20 protein-coding genes, 1 tRNA gene and 1 pseudogene are annotated in these 20,977 nt (G+C 37.1%); 21 read left to right on the top strand and 1 reads right to left on the bottom strand.

Annotated elements, in window-relative coordinates:
* Nucleotides 1-128: 128 nt before the first annotated feature.
* The 6 genes from XM47_RS18320 to XM47_RS18295 all read left to right on the top strand — a co-directional run bounded on the left by XM47_RS18320 (nucleotide 129) and on the right by XM47_RS18295 (nucleotide 6,208).
* Nucleotides 129-205: transfer RNA gene (locus tag XM47_RS18320), tRNA-Ile, on the top strand.
* 143 nt (nucleotides 206-348) lie between these two features.
* Nucleotides 349-1,203, top strand: coding sequence for an HDOD domain-containing protein (locus XM47_RS18315; RefSeq protein ID WP_048695870.1), 855 nt, complete (start codon nucleotides 349-351; stop codon nucleotides 1,201-1,203).
* Between the two features lie 365 nt (nucleotides 1,204-1,568).
* Nucleotides 1,569-1,859 carry a co-chaperone GroES gene (locus XM47_RS18310; protein ID WP_048695868.1) on the top strand — a complete coding sequence of 97 codons (291 nt, stop codon included), beginning with the start codon at nucleotides 1,569-1,571 and terminating at the stop codon, nucleotides 1,857-1,859.
* A gap of 69 nt (nucleotides 1,860-1,928) precedes the next feature.
* Nucleotides 1,929-3,578 carry a chaperonin GroEL gene (gene groL, locus XM47_RS18305; RefSeq protein WP_048695867.1) on the top strand — a complete coding sequence of 550 codons (1,650 nt, stop codon included), beginning with the start codon at nucleotides 1,929-1,931 and terminating at the stop codon, nucleotides 3,576-3,578.
* Between the two features lie 823 nt (nucleotides 3,579-4,401).
* Complete coding sequence (locus XM47_RS18300; RefSeq protein ID WP_048695865.1) at nucleotides 4,402-5,328, top strand: type 2 periplasmic-binding domain-containing protein; 927 nt, start codon at nucleotides 4,402-4,404, stop codon at nucleotides 5,326-5,328.
* Nucleotides 5,329-5,938: 610 nt separating this feature from the next.
* Nucleotides 5,939-6,208: a hypothetical protein gene (locus XM47_RS18295; protein WP_048695864.1), complete on the top strand. Its 270-nt coding sequence runs from the start codon at nucleotides 5,939-5,941 to the stop codon at nucleotides 6,206-6,208.
* 31 nt (nucleotides 6,209-6,239) lie between these two features.
* Here XM47_RS18295 and XM47_RS19065 read toward each other — a convergent pair.
* Nucleotides 6,240-6,353 (bottom strand): annotated as a pseudogene (locus tag XM47_RS19065) (IS481 family transposase); the annotation flags it as partial.
* Nucleotides 6,354-6,803: 450 nt separating this feature from the next.
* Between XM47_RS19065 and XM47_RS18290 the strand changes: the two are divergent.
* The 15 genes from XM47_RS18290 to nqrM all read left to right on the top strand — a co-directional run bounded on the left by XM47_RS18290 (nucleotide 6,804) and on the right by nqrM (nucleotide 20,813).
* A complete protein-coding gene (locus XM47_RS18290; RefSeq protein WP_048695862.1) occupies nucleotides 6,804-7,703 on the top strand; it encodes a sugar kinase in 900 nt (299 codons plus the stop codon).
* Nucleotides 7,704-8,060: 357 nt separating this feature from the next.
* On the top strand, nucleotides 8,061-8,669 hold the full coding sequence (locus tag XM47_RS18285) for an alpha-ketoglutarate-dependent dioxygenase AlkB family protein (RefSeq protein WP_048695860.1): 609 nt from the start codon (nucleotides 8,061-8,063) through the stop codon (nucleotides 8,667-8,669).
* Nucleotides 8,670-8,684: 15 nt separating this feature from the next.
* A complete protein-coding gene (locus tag XM47_RS18280) occupies nucleotides 8,685-9,002 on the top strand; it encodes a BolA family protein (RefSeq protein ID WP_048695859.1) in 318 nt (105 codons plus the stop codon).
* A 25-nt stretch (nucleotides 9,003-9,027) separates the two neighbouring features.
* Entirely contained in the window at nucleotides 9,028-9,549 is a 522-nt protein-coding gene (locus XM47_RS18275) for a TRAP transporter small permease subunit (protein ID WP_048695857.1), read from the top strand.
* The gene (locus XM47_RS18270) at nucleotides 9,549-10,922 is read left to right on the top strand and encodes a TRAP transporter large permease (RefSeq protein ID WP_048695854.1); all 1,374 of its coding nucleotides are present in this window, start codon (nucleotides 9,549-9,551) and stop codon (nucleotides 10,920-10,922) included. Before XM47_RS18275 ends, XM47_RS18270 begins: the two co-directional genes overlap by 1 nt.
* Before the next feature lie 67 nt (nucleotides 10,923-10,989).
* Nucleotides 10,990-12,087, top strand: coding sequence for a TRAP transporter substrate-binding protein (locus tag XM47_RS18265; RefSeq protein WP_048695853.1), 1,098 nt, complete (start codon nucleotides 10,990-10,992; stop codon nucleotides 12,085-12,087).
* A gap of 34 nt (nucleotides 12,088-12,121) precedes the next feature.
* Nucleotides 12,122-13,306: an enoyl-ACP reductase FabV gene (fabV, locus tag XM47_RS18260; RefSeq protein ID WP_048695851.1), complete on the top strand. Its 1,185-nt coding sequence runs from the start codon at nucleotides 12,122-12,124 to the stop codon at nucleotides 13,304-13,306.
* Nucleotides 13,307-13,721: 415 nt separating this feature from the next.
* Nucleotides 13,722-15,056: a Na(+)-translocating NADH-quinone reductase subunit A gene (locus XM47_RS18255; RefSeq protein WP_048695849.1), complete on the top strand. Its 1,335-nt coding sequence runs from the start codon at nucleotides 13,722-13,724 to the stop codon at nucleotides 15,054-15,056.
* A gap of 2 nt (nucleotides 15,057-15,058) precedes the next feature.
* A complete protein-coding gene (locus tag XM47_RS18250; RefSeq protein WP_048695848.1) occupies nucleotides 15,059-16,270 on the top strand; it encodes an NADH:ubiquinone reductase (Na(+)-transporting) subunit B in 1,212 nt (403 codons plus the stop codon).
* Nucleotides 16,263-17,033 (top strand): Na(+)-translocating NADH-quinone reductase subunit C, encoded by a 771-nt coding sequence (locus XM47_RS18245; protein WP_048695845.1) that lies wholly within the window; start codon nucleotides 16,263-16,265, stop codon nucleotides 17,031-17,033. Before XM47_RS18250 ends, XM47_RS18245 begins: the two co-directional genes overlap by 8 nt.
* Nucleotides 17,033-17,656: an NADH:ubiquinone reductase (Na(+)-transporting) subunit D gene (locus XM47_RS18240; protein ID WP_048695842.1), complete on the top strand. Its 624-nt coding sequence runs from the start codon at nucleotides 17,033-17,035 to the stop codon at nucleotides 17,654-17,656. Before XM47_RS18245 ends, XM47_RS18240 begins: the two co-directional genes overlap by 1 nt.
* A 6-nt stretch (nucleotides 17,657-17,662) precedes the next feature.
* Entirely contained in the window at nucleotides 17,663-18,286 is a 624-nt protein-coding gene (gene nqrE, locus XM47_RS18235) for an NADH:ubiquinone reductase (Na(+)-transporting) subunit E (protein WP_048695837.1), read from the top strand.
* Nucleotides 18,287-18,344: 58 nt separating this feature from the next.
* A complete protein-coding gene (gene nqrF, locus XM47_RS18230) occupies nucleotides 18,345-19,568 on the top strand; it encodes an NADH:ubiquinone reductase (Na(+)-transporting) subunit F (RefSeq protein WP_048695835.1) in 1,224 nt (407 codons plus the stop codon).
* A gap of 8 nt (nucleotides 19,569-19,576) precedes the next feature.
* Nucleotides 19,577-20,596 (top strand): FAD:protein FMN transferase, encoded by a 1,020-nt coding sequence (locus XM47_RS18225; protein ID WP_053084625.1) that lies wholly within the window; start codon nucleotides 19,577-19,579, stop codon nucleotides 20,594-20,596.
* Between the two features lie 4 nt (nucleotides 20,597-20,600).
* Nucleotides 20,601-20,813, top strand: coding sequence for a (Na+)-NQR maturation NqrM (gene nqrM, locus XM47_RS18220; RefSeq protein WP_048695832.1), 213 nt, complete (start codon nucleotides 20,601-20,603; stop codon nucleotides 20,811-20,813).
* Nucleotides 20,814-20,977 lie beyond the last annotated feature (164 nt).

The following is a 20,977-nucleotide window of genomic DNA, read 5'->3' as shown; positions in this document are numbered from 1 at the left end:
CGTTCTAGCTTGAAAACTTAGTTTGATTAAAAATTAAACGTTTGAAAACAAATGTTTAAAAAAATAGTGACAAGTATAAAACGCTATCTTATAATGCGCGCCATCAAACAACTTCAAGTTGTAAAGATGGCCCCTTAGCTCAGTTGGTTAGAGCACCCGACTCATAATCGGTAGGTCCCGTGTTCAAGTCACGGAGGGGCCACCATTTAATCCTACATCAACTTTCAATTACTTATCTTATATTATATCTTACCGAAGCAACTGACTTGCTCTCAATATTCCTTTTTGATCTTAAAAGTTTAATCTTTATATGTTAAATTCTAATGAGTAGAAAAATTGGAGTTCATTATGATAGATGTTAACAGTAAAGTTTTAGACAATATAACTTCAGGTTTTCTGATACCCGCCAAGCCAGAAATATTAACTAGCCTTCAGGAGTTGATGAGACAAGCTGAACCAGAGCTTGTTGATATTGCTGCTTTAATTTCTAAAGATGTTGCTACTTCTGCAGCCATACTAAAAACAATTAACTCTCCATTTTATGGCTTAGCTAGAACAGTATCTGATATAAAACAAGCTGTTATGTTTTTAGGGTTGAATGGGATTCAGAGTTTAGTTACAGCGGTTCAATTAAAGCAATCATTTAAGCAAGAAAATTCGTGTATTTCACTTGAACGCTTCTGGGATTCTGCAACTGAAATTGCAAATATATCTGCATTTGTTGCGCAAAAATTTAAGCATAGGGTATCTGTAGAAACTATTTATACTGCTGGTTTATTTCATGATTGTGGTATCCCTGCCATGGCTGCTAATTATTCTGACTATAAAAGAGTTTTAGTGGAAGCGAACAAGAACTATGAAGTTGGTCAAATCCAAATTGAAGAAGCAAGGTACAAAACGAACCATGCTGTGATTGGTTATTTCCTTGCAACGAGTTGGCATCTTCCTAAGCCTATTTGCGAATTAGTATTAAGACATCATGAACTTGATTTCCTTGATCATTGTACTGATGAAGAATCTAGGATTAGCTACGCGGCTTTAAAATTGGCTGACAACATTATTAATACCAATAAACGTTTTATTGCAACACCTGATTGGCCACATGTTAAAAATAGTGTTCTTGAAACACTTGAGATGGATAATGACGAGTACCAAGATTTAAAGGATGATATTGATGAAATGGGGATGGCTGAGGTAGTGTAATACCTTACATCTTTAACACACCACCTATTATCTTTAATCAAGTTGAGGCATGTATTATTGTGCCTCAATTATTAAAAGTCGACAGAACTAATTCAATTAAAGCTTTGTACCATATCCTATTGCTACTTTATAAAAAATATAATTATGGCGTAAAATAGAAAGCTCAATTCCTATTTTTATTGCTTTGGATAACTTCTAATGACTAGTTCTAGTTAATAAAATAAAAAAAATCATTTTTTTTTTAACTTTCCCCTTGTGAACTGATTTTATCAGCCCCATCTATGCTTCAACTTAAATTTTACTGAATGCTAAATAAGCATTTAGTGTTTATCAAAAAACTCTATTTTTTCAGGAGATTGAAAAAGATGAATATTCGTCCTTTAAATGATCGCGTAATCGTAAAGCGCTTAGAAGAAGAAACAAAGTCAGCTGGCGGTATCGTATTAACAGGTAGTGCTGCTGAAAAATCTTCAAAAGGTACTGTAGTTGCTGTTGGTAACGGTCGTACTTTAGATAATGGCGAAGTTAAAGCTGTTGAAGTAAAAGTAGGCGAAACAGTATTGTTCGGTAACTACATCGAAAAAGTTGAAAAAATCGAAGGTGAAGAAGTTTTAATCATGAAAGAAGATAACATCTTAGGTGTTGTTGAAGGCTAATCGGCTTTCACTTTTTATCATTAATTCATAAAACTCTAGAATTTAAAATTTAAGAATTTAGGAAAAAGAATCATGGCTAAAGACGTAAAATTCGGTGAAGACGCACGCGTAAAAATGTTAGCGGGCGTAAATGTATTAGCAAACGCAGTAAAAGTTACTCTAGGTCCAAAAGGCCGTAATGTAGTTTTAGATAAGTCATTTGGCTCACCAACTATCACTAAAGACGGTGTTTCTGTTGCAAAAGAAATCGAATTAGAAGATAAATTCGAAAACATGGGCGCGCAAATGGTTAAAGAAGTTGCGTCTAAAGCAAATGACGAAGCTGGTGACGGTACAACTACAGCGACTGTTTTGGCGCAAGCAATCGTAACTGACGGTTTAAAATCTGTTGCAGCTGGCATGAATCCTATGGACTTAAAACGTGGTATTGATAAAGCAGTTATTGCTGCAGTTGCAGAATTAAAAGCATTATCACAGCCATGTGCAGACAACAATGCGATTGCACAAGTTGGTACTATCTCAGCTAACTCAGACGTAGAAATTGGTGACATCATTGCAAAAGCAATGGACAAAGTTGGTCAAGAAGGCGTTATCACAGTTGAAGAAGGTCAAGCATTAGAAAACGAACTTGACGTAGTTGAAGGTATGCAATTTGACCGTGGTTACTTATCTCCATACTTCATCAACAATGCTGAAAACGGTACGGTTGAATTAGAAAACCCTTTCATCTTATTAGCAGATAAGAAAGTTTCTAACATACGTGAATTATTACCTGTATTAGAAGCTGTTGCTAAATCAAGCAAGCCTCTACTAATTATTGCTGAAGATATCGAAGGCGAAGCATTAGCAACTTTAGTTGTTAATAACATGCGCGGTATCGTTAAAGTTGCTGGTGTTAAAGCACCTGGCTTTGGTGATCGTCGTAAAGCTATGCTTCAAGATATCGCTGTATTAACTAACGGTACTGTAATCTCTGAAGAAATCGGTTTAGAAATCGAAAAAACAACTTTAGAAGATTTAGGCCAAGCAAAACGTGTAGTTATCAACAAAGACAACACAACTATCATTGATGGTGTGGGTGATGAAGAGTTAATTAAAGGCCGTGTTGCGCAAATCCGTGGTCAAATTGAAGAAACTTCTTCAGATTACGATAAAGAAAAACTACAAGAGCGTTTAGCTAAATTAGCTGGCGGTGTTGCCGTAATTAAAGTTGGTGCTGCAACTGAAGTTGAAATGAAAGAGAAAAAACATCGCGTAGAAGATGCATTACACGCAACTCGAGCAGCAGTTGAAGAAGGTGTAGTGCCTGGTGGTGGTGTTGCACTTGTTCGTGTTGCAGCTAAAATCGCTGGCTCAATTGTTACTGAAAACGAAGATCAAGCTCAAGGTGCAAAAATTGCCCTTCGTGCGATGGAAGCGCCATTACGTCAAATTGTTACTAATGCGGGTGAAGAAGCATCGGTTGTTGCCAATAATGTTAAAGCGGGCGAAGCTAACTATGGTTACAACGCTGGTAACGACACATACGGCGACATGTTAGAAATGGGTATCTTAGACCCAACTAAAGTGACACGTAGTGCATTACAATTTGCTGCATCAGTTGCAGGCTTAATGATTACGACTGAATGTATGATTACAGACATTCCACAAGAATCTGCATCTGCAGCTCCAGATATGGGCGGCATGGGCGGTATGGGTGGAATGGGCGGCATGATGTAATAAAAAACATCATCTGACTGTCTCTTACAAGCTCAGAAAGGTTTACAAACCCCGCTAGGTCTTACCTGCGGGGTTTTTGCTTTTTAAGGTTTTTGGATTTTTTAATTGGCTAATCTATAAAAATTTATAAGCTTAGTTTTTATCCTTAATTTATTGAGTATGGTTTAATTTGGGGGCCAGTAAATAATCAGCTCTTTACTAAGATATTGTTAATTAATGTATTATGTTGTGCCTGCCCTATAGGTAACACGAAGAAGTTGTGTACTTTTAATGATAGTTTTGGTTAATGGCTGCGCTAATGAAACTCATTCAGCAAAATGTAACGTTTCCTGTGTCAGGATAGTTGAAATAAGCCCAATTTAATTGTTTACTGGGTACCTTAAAACTACTCTTTCGGGTAGGTTTTTTCGCATTTTCACTTTACGGCGGCGTAGTTTTCTATTGGTGGAATACCAACATAAAACGTGGGTTTGTGTGCTCCTTTTTAAGTCACAGCATTTCAAACACAGTCGTTACTCTCATTTATTTTACTTGATTAAGCATTTCAGGTAAGCACTAGTTATTAAGGAATAATTTCTTATTAATAAAAAACGAGCAATTATAAGAATACTTCGTCAAGCTTTAACTGAGTCTGCTACGCAATTTTCGTAAGTATTTAGACGTGCCAGTCTTGTATATGTCACTATAATGTAATTGTATAGGTCAAAAAATAAATCTATTTGTTTAATTTGATACGATTAAATTATCTTCTTTATTTAACTATCGAACTCATTGCCGATTTAAACGTTATCAGGTTATTGATGTGGTAAACTAGTAATATGCAATGTTATCCGAAAAGCTGTTTTCATTATGGGTTGCGCTAATGTATAAATGCTGCTACTTGGTTGTCATTCTATTTTTTATTACTCTGCTATCAACCTCTTTAGCGGCCGAAAGTAGCTCGTGTGAAATAACCATTAAACATCCTCTTTTACAATCCCCAAAAGATAAATTAATTTTTAAGCTACTGACTTTATCTATTGATAAAGTCACAAAAAATGTTTGTTATCAACAAGTCGGTATTGAGATAAGTGAAGCCAGAGCATCAAAATTCATTGAAAAAGGTTTAATTGATCTTCAATGGTCGAGTGCTGATTCATTTGCTGATGAGTTATTAATACCTATTAATGTTCCCATTTTCAAAGGGATATTAGGTTATCGAATTTTTGTGATAAAGCAGGGCGAACAACACTTATTTGATAAAATAGAAACCTTGGCTGATTTACAGGGATTAACGGCAGGACAAGGGATTTTCTGGGGGGATACTAAAATACTACAGCAGGCGGGTCTACCGGTTGTAACATCAACTAATGGAAGAAGTCTTTGGCACATGTTGGCATTAGGACGTTTTGACTATTTTCCACTTGCAATTTATGAACCTTGGATAATGTTAGAAACAAGACCAGAGCTTAACTTAGTGGCAGAAGAAAAATTAATTTTGGCTTATCCAATGGCGTTGCTGTTTTATGTTAATAAGCAAAATACCCAATTGCATCAAATAATCGAAAAAGGTATGAAAATAGCAATTGAAGATGGTAGTTATGATGCGGTATTAAAAGCTTCTGAAATGATACAACTTGCTGCTAAGTATGCAAACCTTGATGCTAGAAAGATAATTTATCTTCAGAACCCAAATCTATCAACAGCCGATGAACTCCTTGATTATAAAAAACAAACAGAAGAGTTGTTACGTTTGATTACCCGTCCTTGAATCCCTGCTTCTCCGTTAGGTTTTGCCTGAGTTTTTTTCTTTTGGAGACTTTCTTATTTTTAAATTGGCTAATCTGTAAAAATTTATAAGCTTAGTTTTTAGCCTTGTTGGATTGAAAATTGTTTAATTTGAGGGCTAGTTAATAATCAGATTTTTAGCTAAGGTACTGTTGATTGGACTATTAGAGTATATCTGTCTTATTTTCGTTATTGGGTTACAAAAAGCATCTCTGATAACCCCATTGATCCAATAGTAATTTTAGACCCTTGGTGGAATAGTGGTAGCCTTATTCATGGTAAGTAAACAGCTTTTGAGATATTTAATTTGGATAGGGTTTTGCGGTTTCGTTGGGCTATTGCTTGGTTCGATAAGCAATAACCATCACGAAAATGTATTGCTTGAGTTTACATTAATTGGTGCTGTTGTTGGTTTACTTATCGCCACTATGTTAGCTCTTGGTTTTAGTTAATGAGTTTTACTCATGCTAGTTTTTCTGATAGTCGTTATTCTAATCATCGATAGCTTATTTATTGGTTTTTTATGTTTACTAATAACCAAAAATAGGTCGAATGTAAGGTTTGAATATACGTTTAGATCTCCTGGATGTTTTATGTACAATAGTAAAGGAAAGGTGTGTTATTGGTCAGGCTCTTTTGCAAAAATTGGCATCCATGGAGATCAAGTTATGATTCATGTAACTATGCTTTCTTATCATAAAGTTCTTAGTAATATAGAAGAAATTGCTATAAAAAAATCATTTCCTTGGAAATACCTAAATATAAAACTTGATAGTGGAGAAAGGGTTAAGATATATATCGAACCAGATCAGCTAAAGAGCATAGAACCGTATTTGGTTCGATTTAATAGAATAGATACTTAATTGCTTCTGTGCTCTGTTTTATCGTTCTGATACTATCTCGTGAAACGCCCATAACTTTACAAGCTCTGGATACATTACCAAATACTTCGGCTAAATTGAATAAACCTGCTTTTTGTTTAATGATTGGCTTGTTAGTATGAAGCATGAGATTAAAGATTCAACACCTATATCAAAACGGGTAACTCTCAACTTTGTATGAAGAAGTGTCAGATCAAGTCTAGTCTAATTCAGCTGAATAGTTCTTACCTTCTTATTTGAGTTTTATACTCAACTTTCCTATTTTAAAATGCTGTGAAAGGGCACATTTCGATAATTCAGGAGCCTGAGATTATTAAAGGCTAATAGCAATACTCTGTCTTGCGCCTTACCCTTTAGAATATCGAGCTTATCGCTATATCACATACAAAGTTCTATTATTCTGCTATAAATATTTGATACTTTGCGCAAAGCTAGGTTTAGCTTTGATTTAATCTATGTACATCACTTATAATTAATATCTTATAGTCGACATAATGTAAATTTATGATGTGTGGTTTTTAAATTAATCTGCGACAATACATAATACGGTTTCGAAATTCAGAATGGGTAATAACAGATGACTTCTTTAGCGCTAATTGGTGAATGTATGATGGAATTAAATGCCATCGACACTTTAAATTTCAAACGTTCATTTGGCGGTGACACTTACAACACTGCTGTATATGCCAAGCGGTGGCAACCAAATATTCCTGTATATTATTTATCTGCGATTGGTACAGATACATTAAGTAATGAAATGTTAACGCAGTGGAAAGCTGAAGATCTAAATACAGATTATGTTTTAACCTCTGATACTGCGCAGCTAGGTATTTACGCAATCACGAATGAATCGGGTGTTCGTGATGTTTCTTATTGGCGTAAAGATTCAGCTGCAATTCAAATCATGAAATTGCTTGAAGAAAAAGGCGGGATAGAGTTTTTACCTAAGTTTGATTATCTATATTTCACTGGTATTTCATTAGGCATTTTGTCTGATGTAGACAAAGAAAAATTACTCGATTTAATCAAGCAAATGAAAAAGCAAGGCACAGTAATTGCCTTTGATCCTAATTATCGTAAAAAGTTATGGTCTTCCATTGAAGAAGCAGCGCGTTGGATTACTAAAGCTTATGAAATATGCGATATCGCATTCCCAGGCGTAGGTGATCATAAAGCGATTTTTGGTCATTTAGATCATAAAGAAGTTTATGCTTACATTTCACAATTCAACTGTAATGAAATCATTATTAAAAGTGGTGCGAATGGTGTATATGGTTATGTTGGTAAAAACGATGCGTACCACGTGCCATATAAAGCTGCCACTCGTGCGATTGACTCTACTGCCGCAGGTGATTCTTTCTCTGGTACATATTTAGCTTCAAAAATTTCGGGTGATGATATGCAAACATCACTACAGATTGCTGCAGATGTTGCTATGACTGTTGTTCAGCATCCTGGTGCTATTCGTTTCTATTAGCCAATAACCTTAGTTCGGGTTGCATAACCTCAACTAGGGATAATAACTTGCTTTTTTGAGGGCCTTTTTCCTGATAACTGCGTTAAATTTGCTAGTCATAGCCAGCTATTACTAGCAAATTTACCTTGTTTTAAGAAAAAATACCTTTCAAGAAATGAAAATTTGATAATGCCAATAGTTTCATGGGGTTAGCTAATTATTTATCCCGAGTTAAGGTTACATAGATTTGAGCTTGCTAGCTTGGATTAGCAAGCTTTTGTTTTTTGTGCTTGTGGCACTTATCTATTATTCGTTTTTTATTTAATTTGTGATTAAATAGGGATTAGTCCATCAAGCTGAATACTAATCTGCATTTACATGTCTACTGCTAGCTCTATCACTCCTCAGACAATTCCATTACCAAATGCTGATCTTGTTTATTACGAAAATATCATTTCGCCCGAGCTCGCGACACTTTGGTTTGATGCTTTAAATAAAGGCTTAAACTGGCAGCAAGAATCTCTGGTTGTTTATGGAAAAGAACATGCTATCCCAAGATTACAGTGTTTTTATGGTGATGAAGGGGTTAAGTATCAATATTCTGGTAAGGTTTTTAATGCTCAACTTTGGGATGATAATTTAAGGCAGCTAAAACAGTTAGTCGAGTCGATTTGCCAAGTTAAATTTAATTGTGTGCTGGCTAATTTATATCGTGATGGAAACGATTGTATGGGCTGGCATGCAGACGATGAGGCTGAGTTAGGGAAAACCCCGGTAATCGCGTCATTGAGTTTTGGCGCAACTCGATGTTTTAAATTAAAACATCGGCTTTCTAATGAAAAGTTCGAAATCGAACTAACCTCAGGTAGTTTGTTAATTATGGCAGGCAGCACTCAAGAATTCTGGTATCATTCGCTCCCCAAAAGGGCTCGAGTTAATTCAGGTAGAGTTAATTTGACTTTTCGTTATATGAAATCCTTATTTTAATCACTTGAGATTGTTATGCACCAGACAGACACTAGCATTTTTGAAAAACTAAAAGCAGAATTTTCTCCAATAGAGTTGGACGTACAAAATGAGAGCCACATGCATGGTGGCAATGCGTTAGACTCGCACTACAAAGTCATTATTGTTAGCGCTGATTTTGAAGGCAAACGTTTATTAGCACGTCACCGTTTAGTTAATGCTTGCTTGGCAGAAGAATTAGAAAATCAAGTACATGCATTAGCGATTCATACCTACACTGAATCTGAATGGATGCAGGCTGATAATAAAGCACCATTGTCTCCAAACTGTATGGGCGGCAGTAAAGCCGAGTAACTTATCATTGGACTAGTTGTTATTTATGGATCTTAATTTTATTACCCGAGCAATTGACGGTTTTTCAGAAACTTTGGGTCGAATTGTCGCTTGGTTTTCTGTTTTAGTCGTGCTGTTAACCGCCAGTATTGTGATCATGCGATATGGCTTTAACCTTGGCTCTATCGCTCTGCAAGAGACAGTACTTTATTTGCACTCAGCTGTTTTTTTATTAGGGGCCGGTTACACGCTCAAGCATAATGAACATGTCAGAGTAGATGTGCTTTATTCTCATTTTAGTGCTGAAAAGAAACATTGGGTCAATTTGTTAGGTGGCCTGTTCTTGCTTATGCCTCTATACATATTTATTTTGATTGTGAGCTGGGGCTTTGTGCTTGATAGTTGGGATATTTTAGAGTCATCTAGTGATGCGGGGGGGTTACCACTGGTCTACATTTTGAAAAGCCTTATTCCTCTTTTTGCACTTTCGTTTTTATTTCAAGGTGTAAGTGAAATGCTTAAAGCGCTTGTCGGTATTCTACAAAGCAGAAAAGAGGAGGTGAAATAATGGAATATTTATCTCTTTTCATGTTTTTATTCGTTTGCTGTGTCCTACTAACGGGTTACCCAGTCGCAATTGCGTTAGGTGGCAGTGCATTAATATTTGCCTTAGTGGGTACTAGTTTAGAGGTTTTTGAAACCGCATTTTTATATGCTTTGCCGAGTCGTATTTTTGGTATTTTGAATAATCAAACTTTGCTGGCTGTTCCTCTATTTGTTTTTATGGGAATTACACTCGAGCGCTCAAAAGTTGCCGAAGAACTGTTAACTGCTATTTCACAATTAATGAGCCGTTTCCGAGGCGGTTTAGCTTTTGCCGTTATTTTTGTTGGTGCACTATTAGCTGCCAGTACAGGTATAGTGGGCGCGACAGTCGTTACTATGGGTCTTTTGTCGCTTCCTGCAATGTTAAAACAGAATTACTCTCCTAAGTTGGCTACAGGGACTATTTGTGCGGTTGGAACTTTAGGGCAAATTATTCCACCCTCTATTGCGTTAGTTTTATTAGGGGACGTTATTTCTAGCTCATTTCAAAAAGCACAATTAGATATGGGCAATTTCTCGCCTGAAACTGTTTCTGTTGGGGATTTATTTGTTGGCGCGATTATTCCAGGTGTGATTTTAGTTGGCTGTTACTTTTTATATATAGTATCAGTGGCAATATTTAAGCCGCAGTACTTACCAAAATTTGAGCTTGATTCAGATACTCGGCCAAGCTCAAAACAACTTGTGTTTGCTTTAGTCCCGCCTTTATCTCTCATCGCGATTGTTTTGGGTTCTATTTTGGCTGGTATTGCAACACCAACTGAAGCTGCTGGTATAGGTGCATTCGGTGCAATTTTATTAGCTATTGCAAAACGTGCATTCAACATTGAGCAAATTAAAACGATTAGTCAATCTACCGTACGCGTGACCAGTATGGTCTTTATGATATTGATTGGTGCTTCTGTCTTCTCTTTAGTATTCCGTGGCTTAGGTGGCGAAGAACTTATTCATGAGTGGTTTCAAAATATGCCAGGTGGCTTGTTTGGCGCGACATTAATCGTCATGTTAGTGATATTCTTGCTGGGTTTTATTTTAGACTTTATCGAGATCACTTTTGTTGTCGTTCCTATTGTCGCACCAGTTTTATTAGCTATGGGGCTTGACCCAATTTGGTTAGGCATTATGATCGCTATCAATTTACAAACGTCATTTTTAACACCGCCTTTTGGATTTGCGTTATTTTACTTGCGAGGGGTAGCCCCAGCACAAGTTAAAACAAGTGACATTTACCAAGGGGTTATGCCGTTTATTGCGATACAACTATTAGTTTTACTGATGTTAGCTCAGTGGCCTCAGTTAGCGACTTGGTTACCAAGTATAGTGTATCCTGACTAGCTAAAGACAATTAGACATTAAATGTCGTAGCTAAATTTATTTATAAAAACAAAATTAAGAGAAAATAATGCGCCAACTATACAAATTCATTTCAATTATCTCACTTTCGTTCGTTTTGGCGTCTTGTGGTGGCGATAAAGCTGAACAAGGCAATGGTTTAGCTGAATTTAAGCCGATTAAATGGAAAATGGTTACTACATGGCCTAAAAATTTCCCTGGCTTAGGCTCTATTCCTGAAAGCTTTGCCAAAAATGTTGAGGAAATGTCTGCTGGCAGATTACAGATCAAAGTTTATGGCGCGGGTGAAATGGTTCCTGCGATGCAGACTTTTGATACAGTTAAAAGTGGTGCAGCTCAAATGGGACATGGCGCGGCTTATTATTGGAAAGGTAAAATCCCAGCTGCCCAATTTTTTACCACAATACCATTTGGTATGAATGCACAAGAGACTAATGGCTGGTTCTACAATGGTGGCGGCATCGAGCTTTGGCAAGAGCTATATGAACCTTTTGGTTTAGTGCCTATGCCAGGTGGCAACACAGGTGTGCAAATGGCTGGTTGGTTCCAAAAAGAAATTAATTCTTTAGACGACCTGAAAGGATTAAAGATGAGGATCCCAGGCTTAGCTGGCGAAGTGGTCTCTGAATTAGGCGCAGTTCCAGTTACTTTGCCGGGTGGTGAATTATTTACCGCATTGCAAAGTGGCACTATAGATGCGACTGAATGGGTTGGTCCTTATAACGATTTAGCCTTTGGTTTTTATAAAATAGCACAATATTATTATGTAACAGGTTGGCAAGAGCCAGGTGCGGCATTAGAATTTATCTTTAACAAAGAAGCTTTGGCGTCTTTACCTGAAGATTTACAAAAAATTGTCGAAGTGGCGGCAACAGCAGCTAACGCTGATATGCTGAATTTGTATACAGCTAAGAATAACCAAGCGCTGCAAGTGTTAGTTTCAGAGCATAATGTAAAAGTTAAAAAATTCCCTGAAGATGTCATTCAGGGGTTAAAAGCTGCAAGTGAGAAAGTGGTAAATGAACTTGTTGAGAATGATCCTGCAGCTAAAAAAATATTTGAATCTTATCAATCATTTTTGTCTCAATCGTCTGATTATCATGGCATAAGTGAATTCGATTATTACAGAAATCGAGATAGCCATTAGGCTAAGTCGATAATTTATTTATAGGAATAAAAATATGGTTATCAAGCCTAAAGTTAGGGGTTTTATCTGTACTAATGCACATCCAGTTGGTTGTGAAGAAGCAGTTAATCGTCAAATTGAATATGTAAAAAGTAAAGGTTCAATTGACGGGCCAAAAAACGTTTTAGTAATTGGTTCATCAACTGGTTACGGTTTAGCATCTAGAATTACAGCTGCATTTGGTAGCGGTGCTAAAACGTTAGGCGTATTCTTTGAAAAAGAGCCGACAGAAAAACGCTGTGCAAGCGCGGGCTGGTATAACACTGCCGCTTTTCAAAAAGCTGCTGATAGTGCTGGTTTATGGGCTAAAAATATTAATGGCGACGCTTTCTCACATGAGATTAAAGCGAAAACGATTGAAACGATTAAACAAGAACTAGGTAAAGTTGATCTTGTTATATACAGTTTAGCGTCTCCACGTAGAACAGATCCTGATACAGGTGAAGTTTATTCGTCTACGCTTAAGCCAATTGGCGAAACAGTTACGACTAAAAATTTAAATACGTCTAAGCGCATTATTGATGAAGTGACAGTTGAAGCGGCTAATGAAGCTGAAATTCAAGGCACTATTGATGTAATGGGCGGCGCTGATTGGGAGCTTTGGATTAAAGCTTTACAAGAAGCAGATGTATTAGCTGAAGGTTTTAAAACTTCGGCTTATACTTACATTGGTAAAAAATTAACTTGGCCAATTTATGGTCATGCAACAATTGGTAAAGCAAAAGAAGATTTAGATCGTGCAGCTAAAGCGATAATTGACTCAACAGACTCAATCAAAGGCCAAGCTTATGTTACTTCTTTAAATGCGGTTGTGACACAAGCAAGTTCGGCTATTCCAATTATGCCTTTATACATCTCGGCTTTATTCAAAGTTATGAAAGAGCAGGGTACTTACGAAGGCGTTATTGAACAAATTCAAGGCTTATTTTCAGAGAACCTATATGGTGAAAGCCCAAGGTTTGATGAAGCGGGTCGCTTAAGTCAAAACTACAAAGAGCTTGAAGATAAAGTTCAAGATGCAGTTCAAATCATCTGGGACTCAGTCACTACTGAATCAATTGATGAATTAACTGATTATGTTAGTTATAACCGTGAATTTATGCATTTATTTGGTTTTGAGTTCGATAATGTTGACTACGACGCAGATGTTAGTCCATTAGTTGAATTAGAAACTTTATAAATAAAGATCAATTCATCGATAAAGCCAGCTAAATTGCTGGCTTTTTTATTTCTGTAATGAGTTCGATTATGAACTTAACTGACTTTAGTTTTATTGTAACTGATTACGACTCAGTCAAAGTCTTAAAAAAGATTGTTAGTCGTTTATTTTCAAGTATTTTCTTATCAATAAAAAAATTAACTTAAACTGCAGCAAAAGGGCAAAATTCGTGGATATAAGCCTAGGTTTAATGGTAGAATTCGCGGGTTTATATTGTGGGTCATAAAGATTGTTTGTTTTTTATTCTAAATAGAGAGCAAATTTTAATATATACCCAAACAACTACTGAATTTCTTAAAACGTTTTGAAGTGGTTTTGGTATATAACAAAATCTTTTATTTTTTCATTTTAAACCTTAAAACTAAGTGCAATGAGTATGATAACTATCAAGAAAGGCTTGGATGTTCCTATCTCAGGAGCACCAGAACAAGCAATATCAAGCGGCAATGCCGTTACAAAAGTTGCTATCCTTGGTGAAGAATACATTGGCATGCGCCCAACTATGCAAGTTAGAGTTGGCGATGTAGTAAAAAAAGGTCAGGTCCTTTTTAGCGATAAAAAGAATCCTGGTGTTTTATTTACTGCACCTGCATCTGGTACTGTGGTTGAAATAAACCGTGGTGCTAAACGTGTTCTTCAGTCTGTTGTTATTGAAGTGAATGGTGGCGAAGAAGTTGAATTCGCTCAATGTTCATCTGATAAAATAGCAAACTTGGATAAGCAGCAAGTCGTAGATAATTTAGTTCAATCTGGTAGCTGGACGGCATTAAGAACTCGCCCATACAGTAAGATTGCAGCAATTGATTCTACTCCTTCATCAATTTTCGTTACTGCAATTGATACCAATCCATTAGCAGCAAACCCTGAAGTTGTTATCGCAGAGCAAGAAGCTGCGTTTAAAGACGGCTTAGTGGTATTGTCTCGTTTAGCGGATAAAGTATTTTTATGTAAAGCCCCAGGCGCTAAAATTCCTCAAGCGGGTAATGCAGAAGTTCATGAATTTGGTGGTAAGCATCCAGCTGGTTTAGTGGGTACTCATATTCATCACCTTGATCCAGTGAGCATGAATAAAACGGTTTGGCATATTAATTACCAAGACGTTATCGCTTTTGGTAAATTGTTTACAACTGGTAAATTATTCTCAGACCGCGTTGTTGCTTTAGCTGGTCCTTCAGTAAACAAACCAAGACTGGTTAAAACAGTTGTTGGTGCCAATACTGATGAGTTGACTGCTGGCGAAATCGCTTCTGGTGAACAACGTATCATTTCTGGTTCTGTCTTAATCGGTAACAAATGTGCTGGTGTGCATGCTTATTTAGGCCGCTACGCTACTCAAGTTTCAGTTATTGCTGAAGGTCGAGAAAAAGAGTTCATTGGTTACATGTATCCAGGTCCAAATAAATTCTCTGTGACTCGTGCTTATATGTCTCATTTCTTCCCTGGGAAGTTATTTAATATGACTACGACGACTAATGGTAGTGATAGAGCTATGGTTCCAATTGGAAACTATGAGCGCGTTATGCCGTTAGATATATTACCAACATTATTGTTGCGTGATTTATGTGCAGGTGACACTGAAGGTGCTCAGTCTTTAGGTGCATTAGAGTTAGATGAAGAAGATTTAGCTTTATGTACATTCGTTTGCCCAGGTAAAACGGACTACGGCGTTATCCTTCGTGATTGCCTAACCACAATTGAGAAGGAAGGTTAATCATGAGCTTGAAAAAGTTTATTGAAGATATTGAACCGCATTTTGAAAAAGGCGGTAAACACGAAAAGTGGTTCGCTTTATACGAAGCGGTTGCGACTGGTTTATTTACCCCAGGTTATGTAACTAAGGGTAAAACTCACGTACGTGATAGTATTGACTTAAAACGTATCATGATTACGGTATGGTTAGCTGTATTCCCAGCTATGTTTTTTGGTATGTATAACATAGGTTTTCAAGCTCAAGAAGCTTTAGCCGCTGGTTACGCATTACCTGAAACTTGGCAGGTAGGTTTGTTCGAAATGTTAGGAGGGGCGTTAACAGCTGATTCAGGTTGGTTGGCAGCTATGTTCTACGGTGCATGTTTCTTCTTACCAATTTATGCAACTACATTTATTGTAGGTGGCTTCTGGGAAGTATTATTCGCAGCAGTTCGTAAGCATGAAGTTAACGAAGGTTTCTTCGTAACCTCTATTTTATTCGCTTTAATTTTACCGGCTTCAATTCCTTTATGGCAGGTTGCACTAGGTATTACATTTGGTGTTGTTATCGCTAAAGAAGTATTTGGTGGTACAGGTAAAAACTTCTTAAACCCAGCATTAGCGGGTCGTGCATTTTTATTCTTCGCTTATCCAGCAGAAATTTCAGGTGACTCAGTTTGGGTTGCTGTTGATGGTTTCTCTGGTGCAACTGCTTTAGCAGCAGGTGCAGTAGCTGAAGTGGGTGCAATTGACTATAGCTTAAATGCTGACTGGTGGAATGCATTCTACGGTTTTATCCCTGGTTCAGTAGGTGAAGTATCAACTTTAGCTATCTTTATTGGTGGTGCGTATATCCTTTATAAAGGAATCGCGTCATGGCGTGTTGTGCTAGGTGTGTTCTTAGGTATGGTCGCTACGGCAACCTTATTTAACAGCTTAGGTAGCGACACTAATGCAATGTTTGCTATGCCTTGGTACTGGCATTTAGTTGTTGGTGGTTTTGCCTTTGGTATGATTTTCATGGCAACAGACCCAGTAACTATGTCTTTCACTAATAAAGCAAAATTCGCATTTGGTGCTTTGATAGGTGTAATGGTTGTTTTAGTGCGTGTTGTTAACCCTGCTTTCCCTGAAGGCATGATGTTAGCTATCTTATTCGCTAACTTGTTTGCACCATTATTCGATTACTTTGTTGCTCAAGGTAACATAAAACGGAGACTTGCCCGCAATGTCTAGTAATAAAGAAACATTTGGCAAAACGGTTGGTTTTGTATTAGCCGTATGTTTAGTTTGTGCTGCATTAGTTTCTATTTCTGCTGTTGGTTTAAAGCCAATGCAGTTAGAAAATAAATTACTTGATAAGCAAACTAAAATTTTAGAAGCTGCCGGTTTATTAGATAAAGCTGGTAAAGATATCCCTGGCACATATAAAAAATATGTAGAAGCTAAATTAATTGAGTTAGATTCAGGTAAATTCATCGAAGGCGATGTAAATTTATTTGATGAGCGTTCAAATGCGCGTGACGTAACTAAAAGCTCTAAACCAGAAAATGATATCGCAGGTATCAACCGTCGTTCTGACACAGCTGTTATCTATTTAGTTAAAGATGACGCTGGTCAAATTGACACAGTTGTACTGCCGATTGTTGGTTCTGGTTTATGGGACTTAATGTTTGGTTTTATTGGTTTCGAAACAGACCTTAACACAGTTAAAAACGTTATTTACTCTGATCATAAAGAAACCCCTGGATTAGGTGCAGAAGTACAAAATCCTAAGTGGATTGCTTTATGGAAAGGTAAGAAAATGTTCGATGAGCAAGGTAACATTGCGATTGAAATTGTTAAAGGTGGTGCTAAGAAAGATAACGTTCACGGTGTTGACGGCTTATCTGGTGCAACTTTAACAAGTAACGGTGTTGAGCGTACATTACATTTCTGGTTAGGTAATGAAGGTTATGGACCATTCATTGCTAATGTTCGTGATGGAGGACTTAACTAATGTCGACTGATACTAAAAAAGTATTAACGGGTCCGATCATAGATAACAACCCAATTGCACTTCAAATACTTGGTGTTTGCTCTGCACTTGCGGTAACAAGTTCTATGACAAATGCACTTGTAATGACTATTGCTGTTGTTATGGTAACTGCATTTTCAAGTTTATTTATATCTATTATCCGTAACCATATACCTTCAAGTGTACGTATTATCGTGCAAATGGCGATTATCGCTTCTTTGGTAATTGTGGTTGACCAAATACTTAAAGCTTTTTCATACCAGTTATCAAAAGAGCTTTCTGTATATATAGGTTTGATTATTACTAACTGTATCGTTATGGGTCGTGCTGAAGCTTTCGCTATGAAAGAAACACCAGGACTTAGTTTCTTAGACGGTATTGGTAATGGTTTAGGTTATGGGTTTATCTTGCTTGTTGTTGCAACTATTCGTGAATTATTTGGCTTTGGTACTTTATTCGGTATCGAAATTTTACCATTAATTCAAAATGACGGTTGGTACCAAGCAAATGGACTTCTTGTTTTACCTTTCAGTTCGTTCTTTATTATCGGTTTAGCAATTTGGGCTATCCGTCAATTTAAGCCTGAACAAGTAGAGAAGGACTAATTCACCATGGAACATTATTTAAGTTTATTTGTTAAGACCATTTTCATTGAGAATATGGCACTAAGCTTCTTCCTTGGTATGTGTACATTTTTGGCCGTATCTAAAAAAATCAGCACAGCGATTGGTTTAGGTGTTGCGGTTGTTGTAGTACTTGGTATTGCAGTACCTGCTAACCAAATTATTTATCAAGCGATATTAGCACCTGGTGCACTTGATAGTTTAATGGGTGTAACAACTGCTGAAGAATCTATTGATTTAAGCTTTTTATCATTCATTACCTTTATCGGTGTTATTGCTGCATTAGTACAAATTTTGGAGATGGTATTAGATAAATACTTCCCGCCTTTGTACAACGCATTAGGTATCTTTTTACCATTAATCACTGTGAACTGTGCCATCTTCGGTGGCGTATCTTTCATGGTTGCACGTAACTACACATTAGGTGAGTCAGTTGTCTATGGTGTTGGTAGTGGTGTTGGTTGGATGTTAGCTATCGTATTGTTAGCGGGTCTTCGTGAGAAGATGAAATATTCTGACATTCCAGCTGGTTTAAAAGGTTTGGGTATTACATTTATTACTGCAGGATTGATGGCGTTTGGCTTTCTTTCTTTCGGTGGTATCGCCCTGTAAGGTTAATGTCGGGCTTAATCAAAAGTTAAGCCCCTTAGTATAAATAAAGGAAAAGTCGATGGAAATTATTCTCGGCGTATCGATGTTTACCGCGATAGTACTTGCTTTAGTATTAATTATTATTTTTGCTAAATCTAAGCTTGTATCTTCAGGCGACGTTACTATTTCGATAAACGGCGATCCAGCAAAATCAATTACAACTGCTGCAGGCGGTAAATTGTTAGGTGTGTTAGCTGATAAAGGTATTTTCGTACCTTCAGCTTGTGGTGGCGGTGGTACTTGTGGCCAGTGTCGTGTTCATGTTCATTCAGGCGGTGGCGATATTTTACCAACTGAAGAAGGCCACATCACTAAAGGTGAAGCACGTGAAGGCTGTCGTTTATCTTGTCAGGTAAATGTTAAGCAAGATTTAGAAATTGAATTAGAAGAAGAAATCTTCGGTGTTCAACAGTGGGAATGTACAGTTATCTCAAATGATAACAAAGCAACATTCATCAAAGAGCTTAAGCTTGCGATTCCAGATGGTGAATCTGTACCTTTCCGTGCGGGTGGTTACATTCAAATTGAAGCGCCAGCTCACCATATTAAATATGCAGATTTTGATATCCCTGAAGAGTACCGTCCTGATTGGGAAAGATTTGGTTTCTTCAAGTTAGAATCTAAAGTTGACGAAGATACTTTACGTGCATACTCAATGGCTAACTACCCTGAAGAAGAGGGTATTATCATGCTTAACGTACGTATCGCGACTCCACCGCCAAATAACTTGTCATTACCTTGTGGTAAAATGTCTTCATACATTTGGAGCTTAAAAGAAGGTGATAAAGTTACTATTTCTGGTCCATTTGGTGAATTCTTCGCGAAAGACACTGATGCTGAAATGGTATTCGTTGGTGGTGGTGCTGGTATGGCGCCAATGCGTTCTCATATCTTTGACCAATTACGTCGATTAAAATCATCACGTAAAATGTCTTTCTGGTATGGTGCTCGTTCATCTCGTGAGATGTTCTATGTTGAAGATTTCGACATGCTTGCTGCAGAAAATGAAAACTTTGATTGGCATGTTGCGCTATCAGATCCACAACCAGAAGATAACTGGGAAGGTTACACAGGCTTTATTCATAACGTACTTTATGAAAACTATCTTAAAGATCATGAAGCGCCAGAAGATTGTGAATTCTACATGTGTGGTCCACCTATGATGAATGCTGCCGTAATCGGTATGTTGAAAGACTTAGGTGTTGAAGATGAAAACATCCTACTGGACGACTTTGGCGGTTAATCCCTAACATGCCTAGCGTTTATAGAATCTGGCTAGCCTTAATAGGGCTAGCCTTTTTTGTATCTTGCTCTGAGCAAAATACAAATATTCCTATCCCAACCGAGCTACACGGCCGCACTATGGGGACAAGTTACAGTGTTAAATATTTTACTGAGCTTGATATATCACCTAATGAATTGAAACAAAAAATAGATGAAGCACTGATCGACGTTAATAGTAAAATGTCGACTTACCAAGCCAATTCAGAGTTAAGCTTATTTAATCAAGATAAGTCTCTTAAACCCTATGCTTTATCTCATGACACAGCCTATGTAATGCAGAGATCTTTAGAGCTGGCATTTATGACCCAAGGTGCATTAGATGTAACTGTCGGTCCTTTAGTTAATTTATGGGGTTTTGGACCGGATGCTAAACCAGATAAGATCCCAACGGCTAAAATGGTCGCAGACACTAAAAAATATGTCGGAGTTGATAAACTCAGTTTAGTCGGTCAAACAGCAACTAAAATGCATCCCAATCTGTATGTTGATTTATCGGCAATTGCGAAAGGTTTTGGCGTAGATAAATTAGCTGAGCTACTTTTGAAAAAAGGTATCAGTGATTTTATTGTCGAGATTGGCGGTGAGATGCGTTTACACGGAGCTAAACCAAGTGATGATGCATGGCGAATCGCGATAGAAAAGCCCGTCTCAGGTCAAAGAGATGTACAACAAGTGATAGAGCCTGGTAATAATGCATTGGCAACTTCTGGCGATTACCGAAATTACTTTGAACAAGATGGTATTCGTTATTCACATACAATTGATCCCAAAACGGCTAAGCCTATCAATCATAAGCTAGCATCTGTTTCTGTTATTGCTGAAGATTGCACAACTGCAGATGGTTTAGCAACTGCGATTAACGTCATGGGACCGATTAAAGGGTTGGAGTTTGCAAAAAAACATAATCTTGCAGTTTATTTAGTGGTAAAATCTAAGGATGGATTTGATGTCCAGTTTACCGAAAGTTTTAAACCCTATATGAGGTAAGATAATGTTTACTTTTATCATTGCATTTGCTGTCTTTTTACTCGTTGTAATCGCTATGTCTGTTGGTTATTGGGTTCAGCAGAAAACAATCGCAGGTAGCTGTGGTGGTTTAGGTACACTTGGCATCGAAAAAGCTTGTGATTGTGATAATCCTTGCGAAAAACGTCAAGAGCGCATGAAAAAAGAAGAAAAGTGGAAAGAAAACCAAATTCTTTAAATTTTATAATAAACCTTCGTAGCTTATATAGTTTGCGAAGGTTTTAACCCTTCTAGAATCAGCATCCAAGGTTCGTTATTCTCTATTCAACTATCTCTTAGCTAGCTCCTCACTACTGAACGAGTTAAGGTTAGCTACTTTTAAAATAAACTAGTTAAATCAAC

The sequence above is a fragment of the Catenovulum maritimum genome, from assembly GCF_001050375.1.
In the GTDB taxonomy this organism is placed as follows: Bacteria; Pseudomonadota; Gammaproteobacteria; order Enterobacterales; family Alteromonadaceae; genus Catenovulum; species Catenovulum maritimum.
Note: the sequence above shows the minus strand (reverse complement) of the source record. Positions and strands in the feature narration are given on the sequence as shown.

Coding starts and splice junctions, on each gene's coding strand:
- XM47_RS18315 (WP_048695870.1), top strand. CDS start 349: ATGATAGATGTTAACAGTAAAGTTTTAGACAATATAACTTCAGGTTTT.
- XM47_RS18310 (WP_048695868.1), top strand. CDS start 1,569: ATGAATATTCGTCCTTTAAATGATCGCGTAATCGTAAAGCGCTTAGAA.
- XM47_RS18300 (WP_048695865.1), top strand. CDS start 4,402: ATGTTATCCGAAAAGCTGTTTTCATTATGGGTTGCGCTAATGTATAAA.
- XM47_RS18295 (WP_048695864.1), top strand. CDS start 5,939: ATGTACAATAGTAAAGGAAAGGTGTGTTATTGGTCAGGCTCTTTTGCA.
- XM47_RS18290 (WP_048695862.1), top strand. CDS start 6,804: ATGACTTCTTTAGCGCTAATTGGTGAATGTATGATGGAATTAAATGCC.
- XM47_RS18285 (WP_048695860.1), top strand. CDS start 8,061: ATGTCTACTGCTAGCTCTATCACTCCTCAGACAATTCCATTACCAAAT.
- XM47_RS18280 (WP_048695859.1), top strand. CDS start 8,685: ATGCACCAGACAGACACTAGCATTTTTGAAAAACTAAAAGCAGAATTT.
- XM47_RS18275 (WP_048695857.1), top strand. CDS start 9,028: ATGGATCTTAATTTTATTACCCGAGCAATTGACGGTTTTTCAGAAACT.
- XM47_RS18270 (WP_048695854.1), top strand. CDS start 9,549: ATGGAATATTTATCTCTTTTCATGTTTTTATTCGTTTGCTGTGTCCTA.
- XM47_RS18265 (WP_048695853.1), top strand. CDS start 10,990: ATGCGCCAACTATACAAATTCATTTCAATTATCTCACTTTCGTTCGTT.
- fabV (WP_048695851.1), top strand. CDS start 12,122: ATGGTTATCAAGCCTAAAGTTAGGGGTTTTATCTGTACTAATGCACAT.
- XM47_RS18255 (WP_048695849.1), top strand. CDS start 13,722: ATGATAACTATCAAGAAAGGCTTGGATGTTCCTATCTCAGGAGCACCA.
- XM47_RS18250 (WP_048695848.1), top strand. CDS start 15,059: ATGAGCTTGAAAAAGTTTATTGAAGATATTGAACCGCATTTTGAAAAA.
- XM47_RS18245 (WP_048695845.1), top strand. CDS start 16,263: ATGTCTAGTAATAAAGAAACATTTGGCAAAACGGTTGGTTTTGTATTA.
- XM47_RS18240 (WP_048695842.1), top strand. CDS start 17,033: ATGTCGACTGATACTAAAAAAGTATTAACGGGTCCGATCATAGATAAC.
- nqrE (WP_048695837.1), top strand. CDS start 17,663: ATGGAACATTATTTAAGTTTATTTGTTAAGACCATTTTCATTGAGAAT.
- nqrF (WP_048695835.1), top strand. CDS start 18,345: ATGGAAATTATTCTCGGCGTATCGATGTTTACCGCGATAGTACTTGCT.
- XM47_RS18225 (WP_053084625.1), top strand. CDS start 19,577: ATGCCTAGCGTTTATAGAATCTGGCTAGCCTTAATAGGGCTAGCCTTT.
- nqrM (WP_048695832.1), top strand. CDS start 20,601: ATGTTTACTTTTATCATTGCATTTGCTGTCTTTTTACTCGTTGTAATC.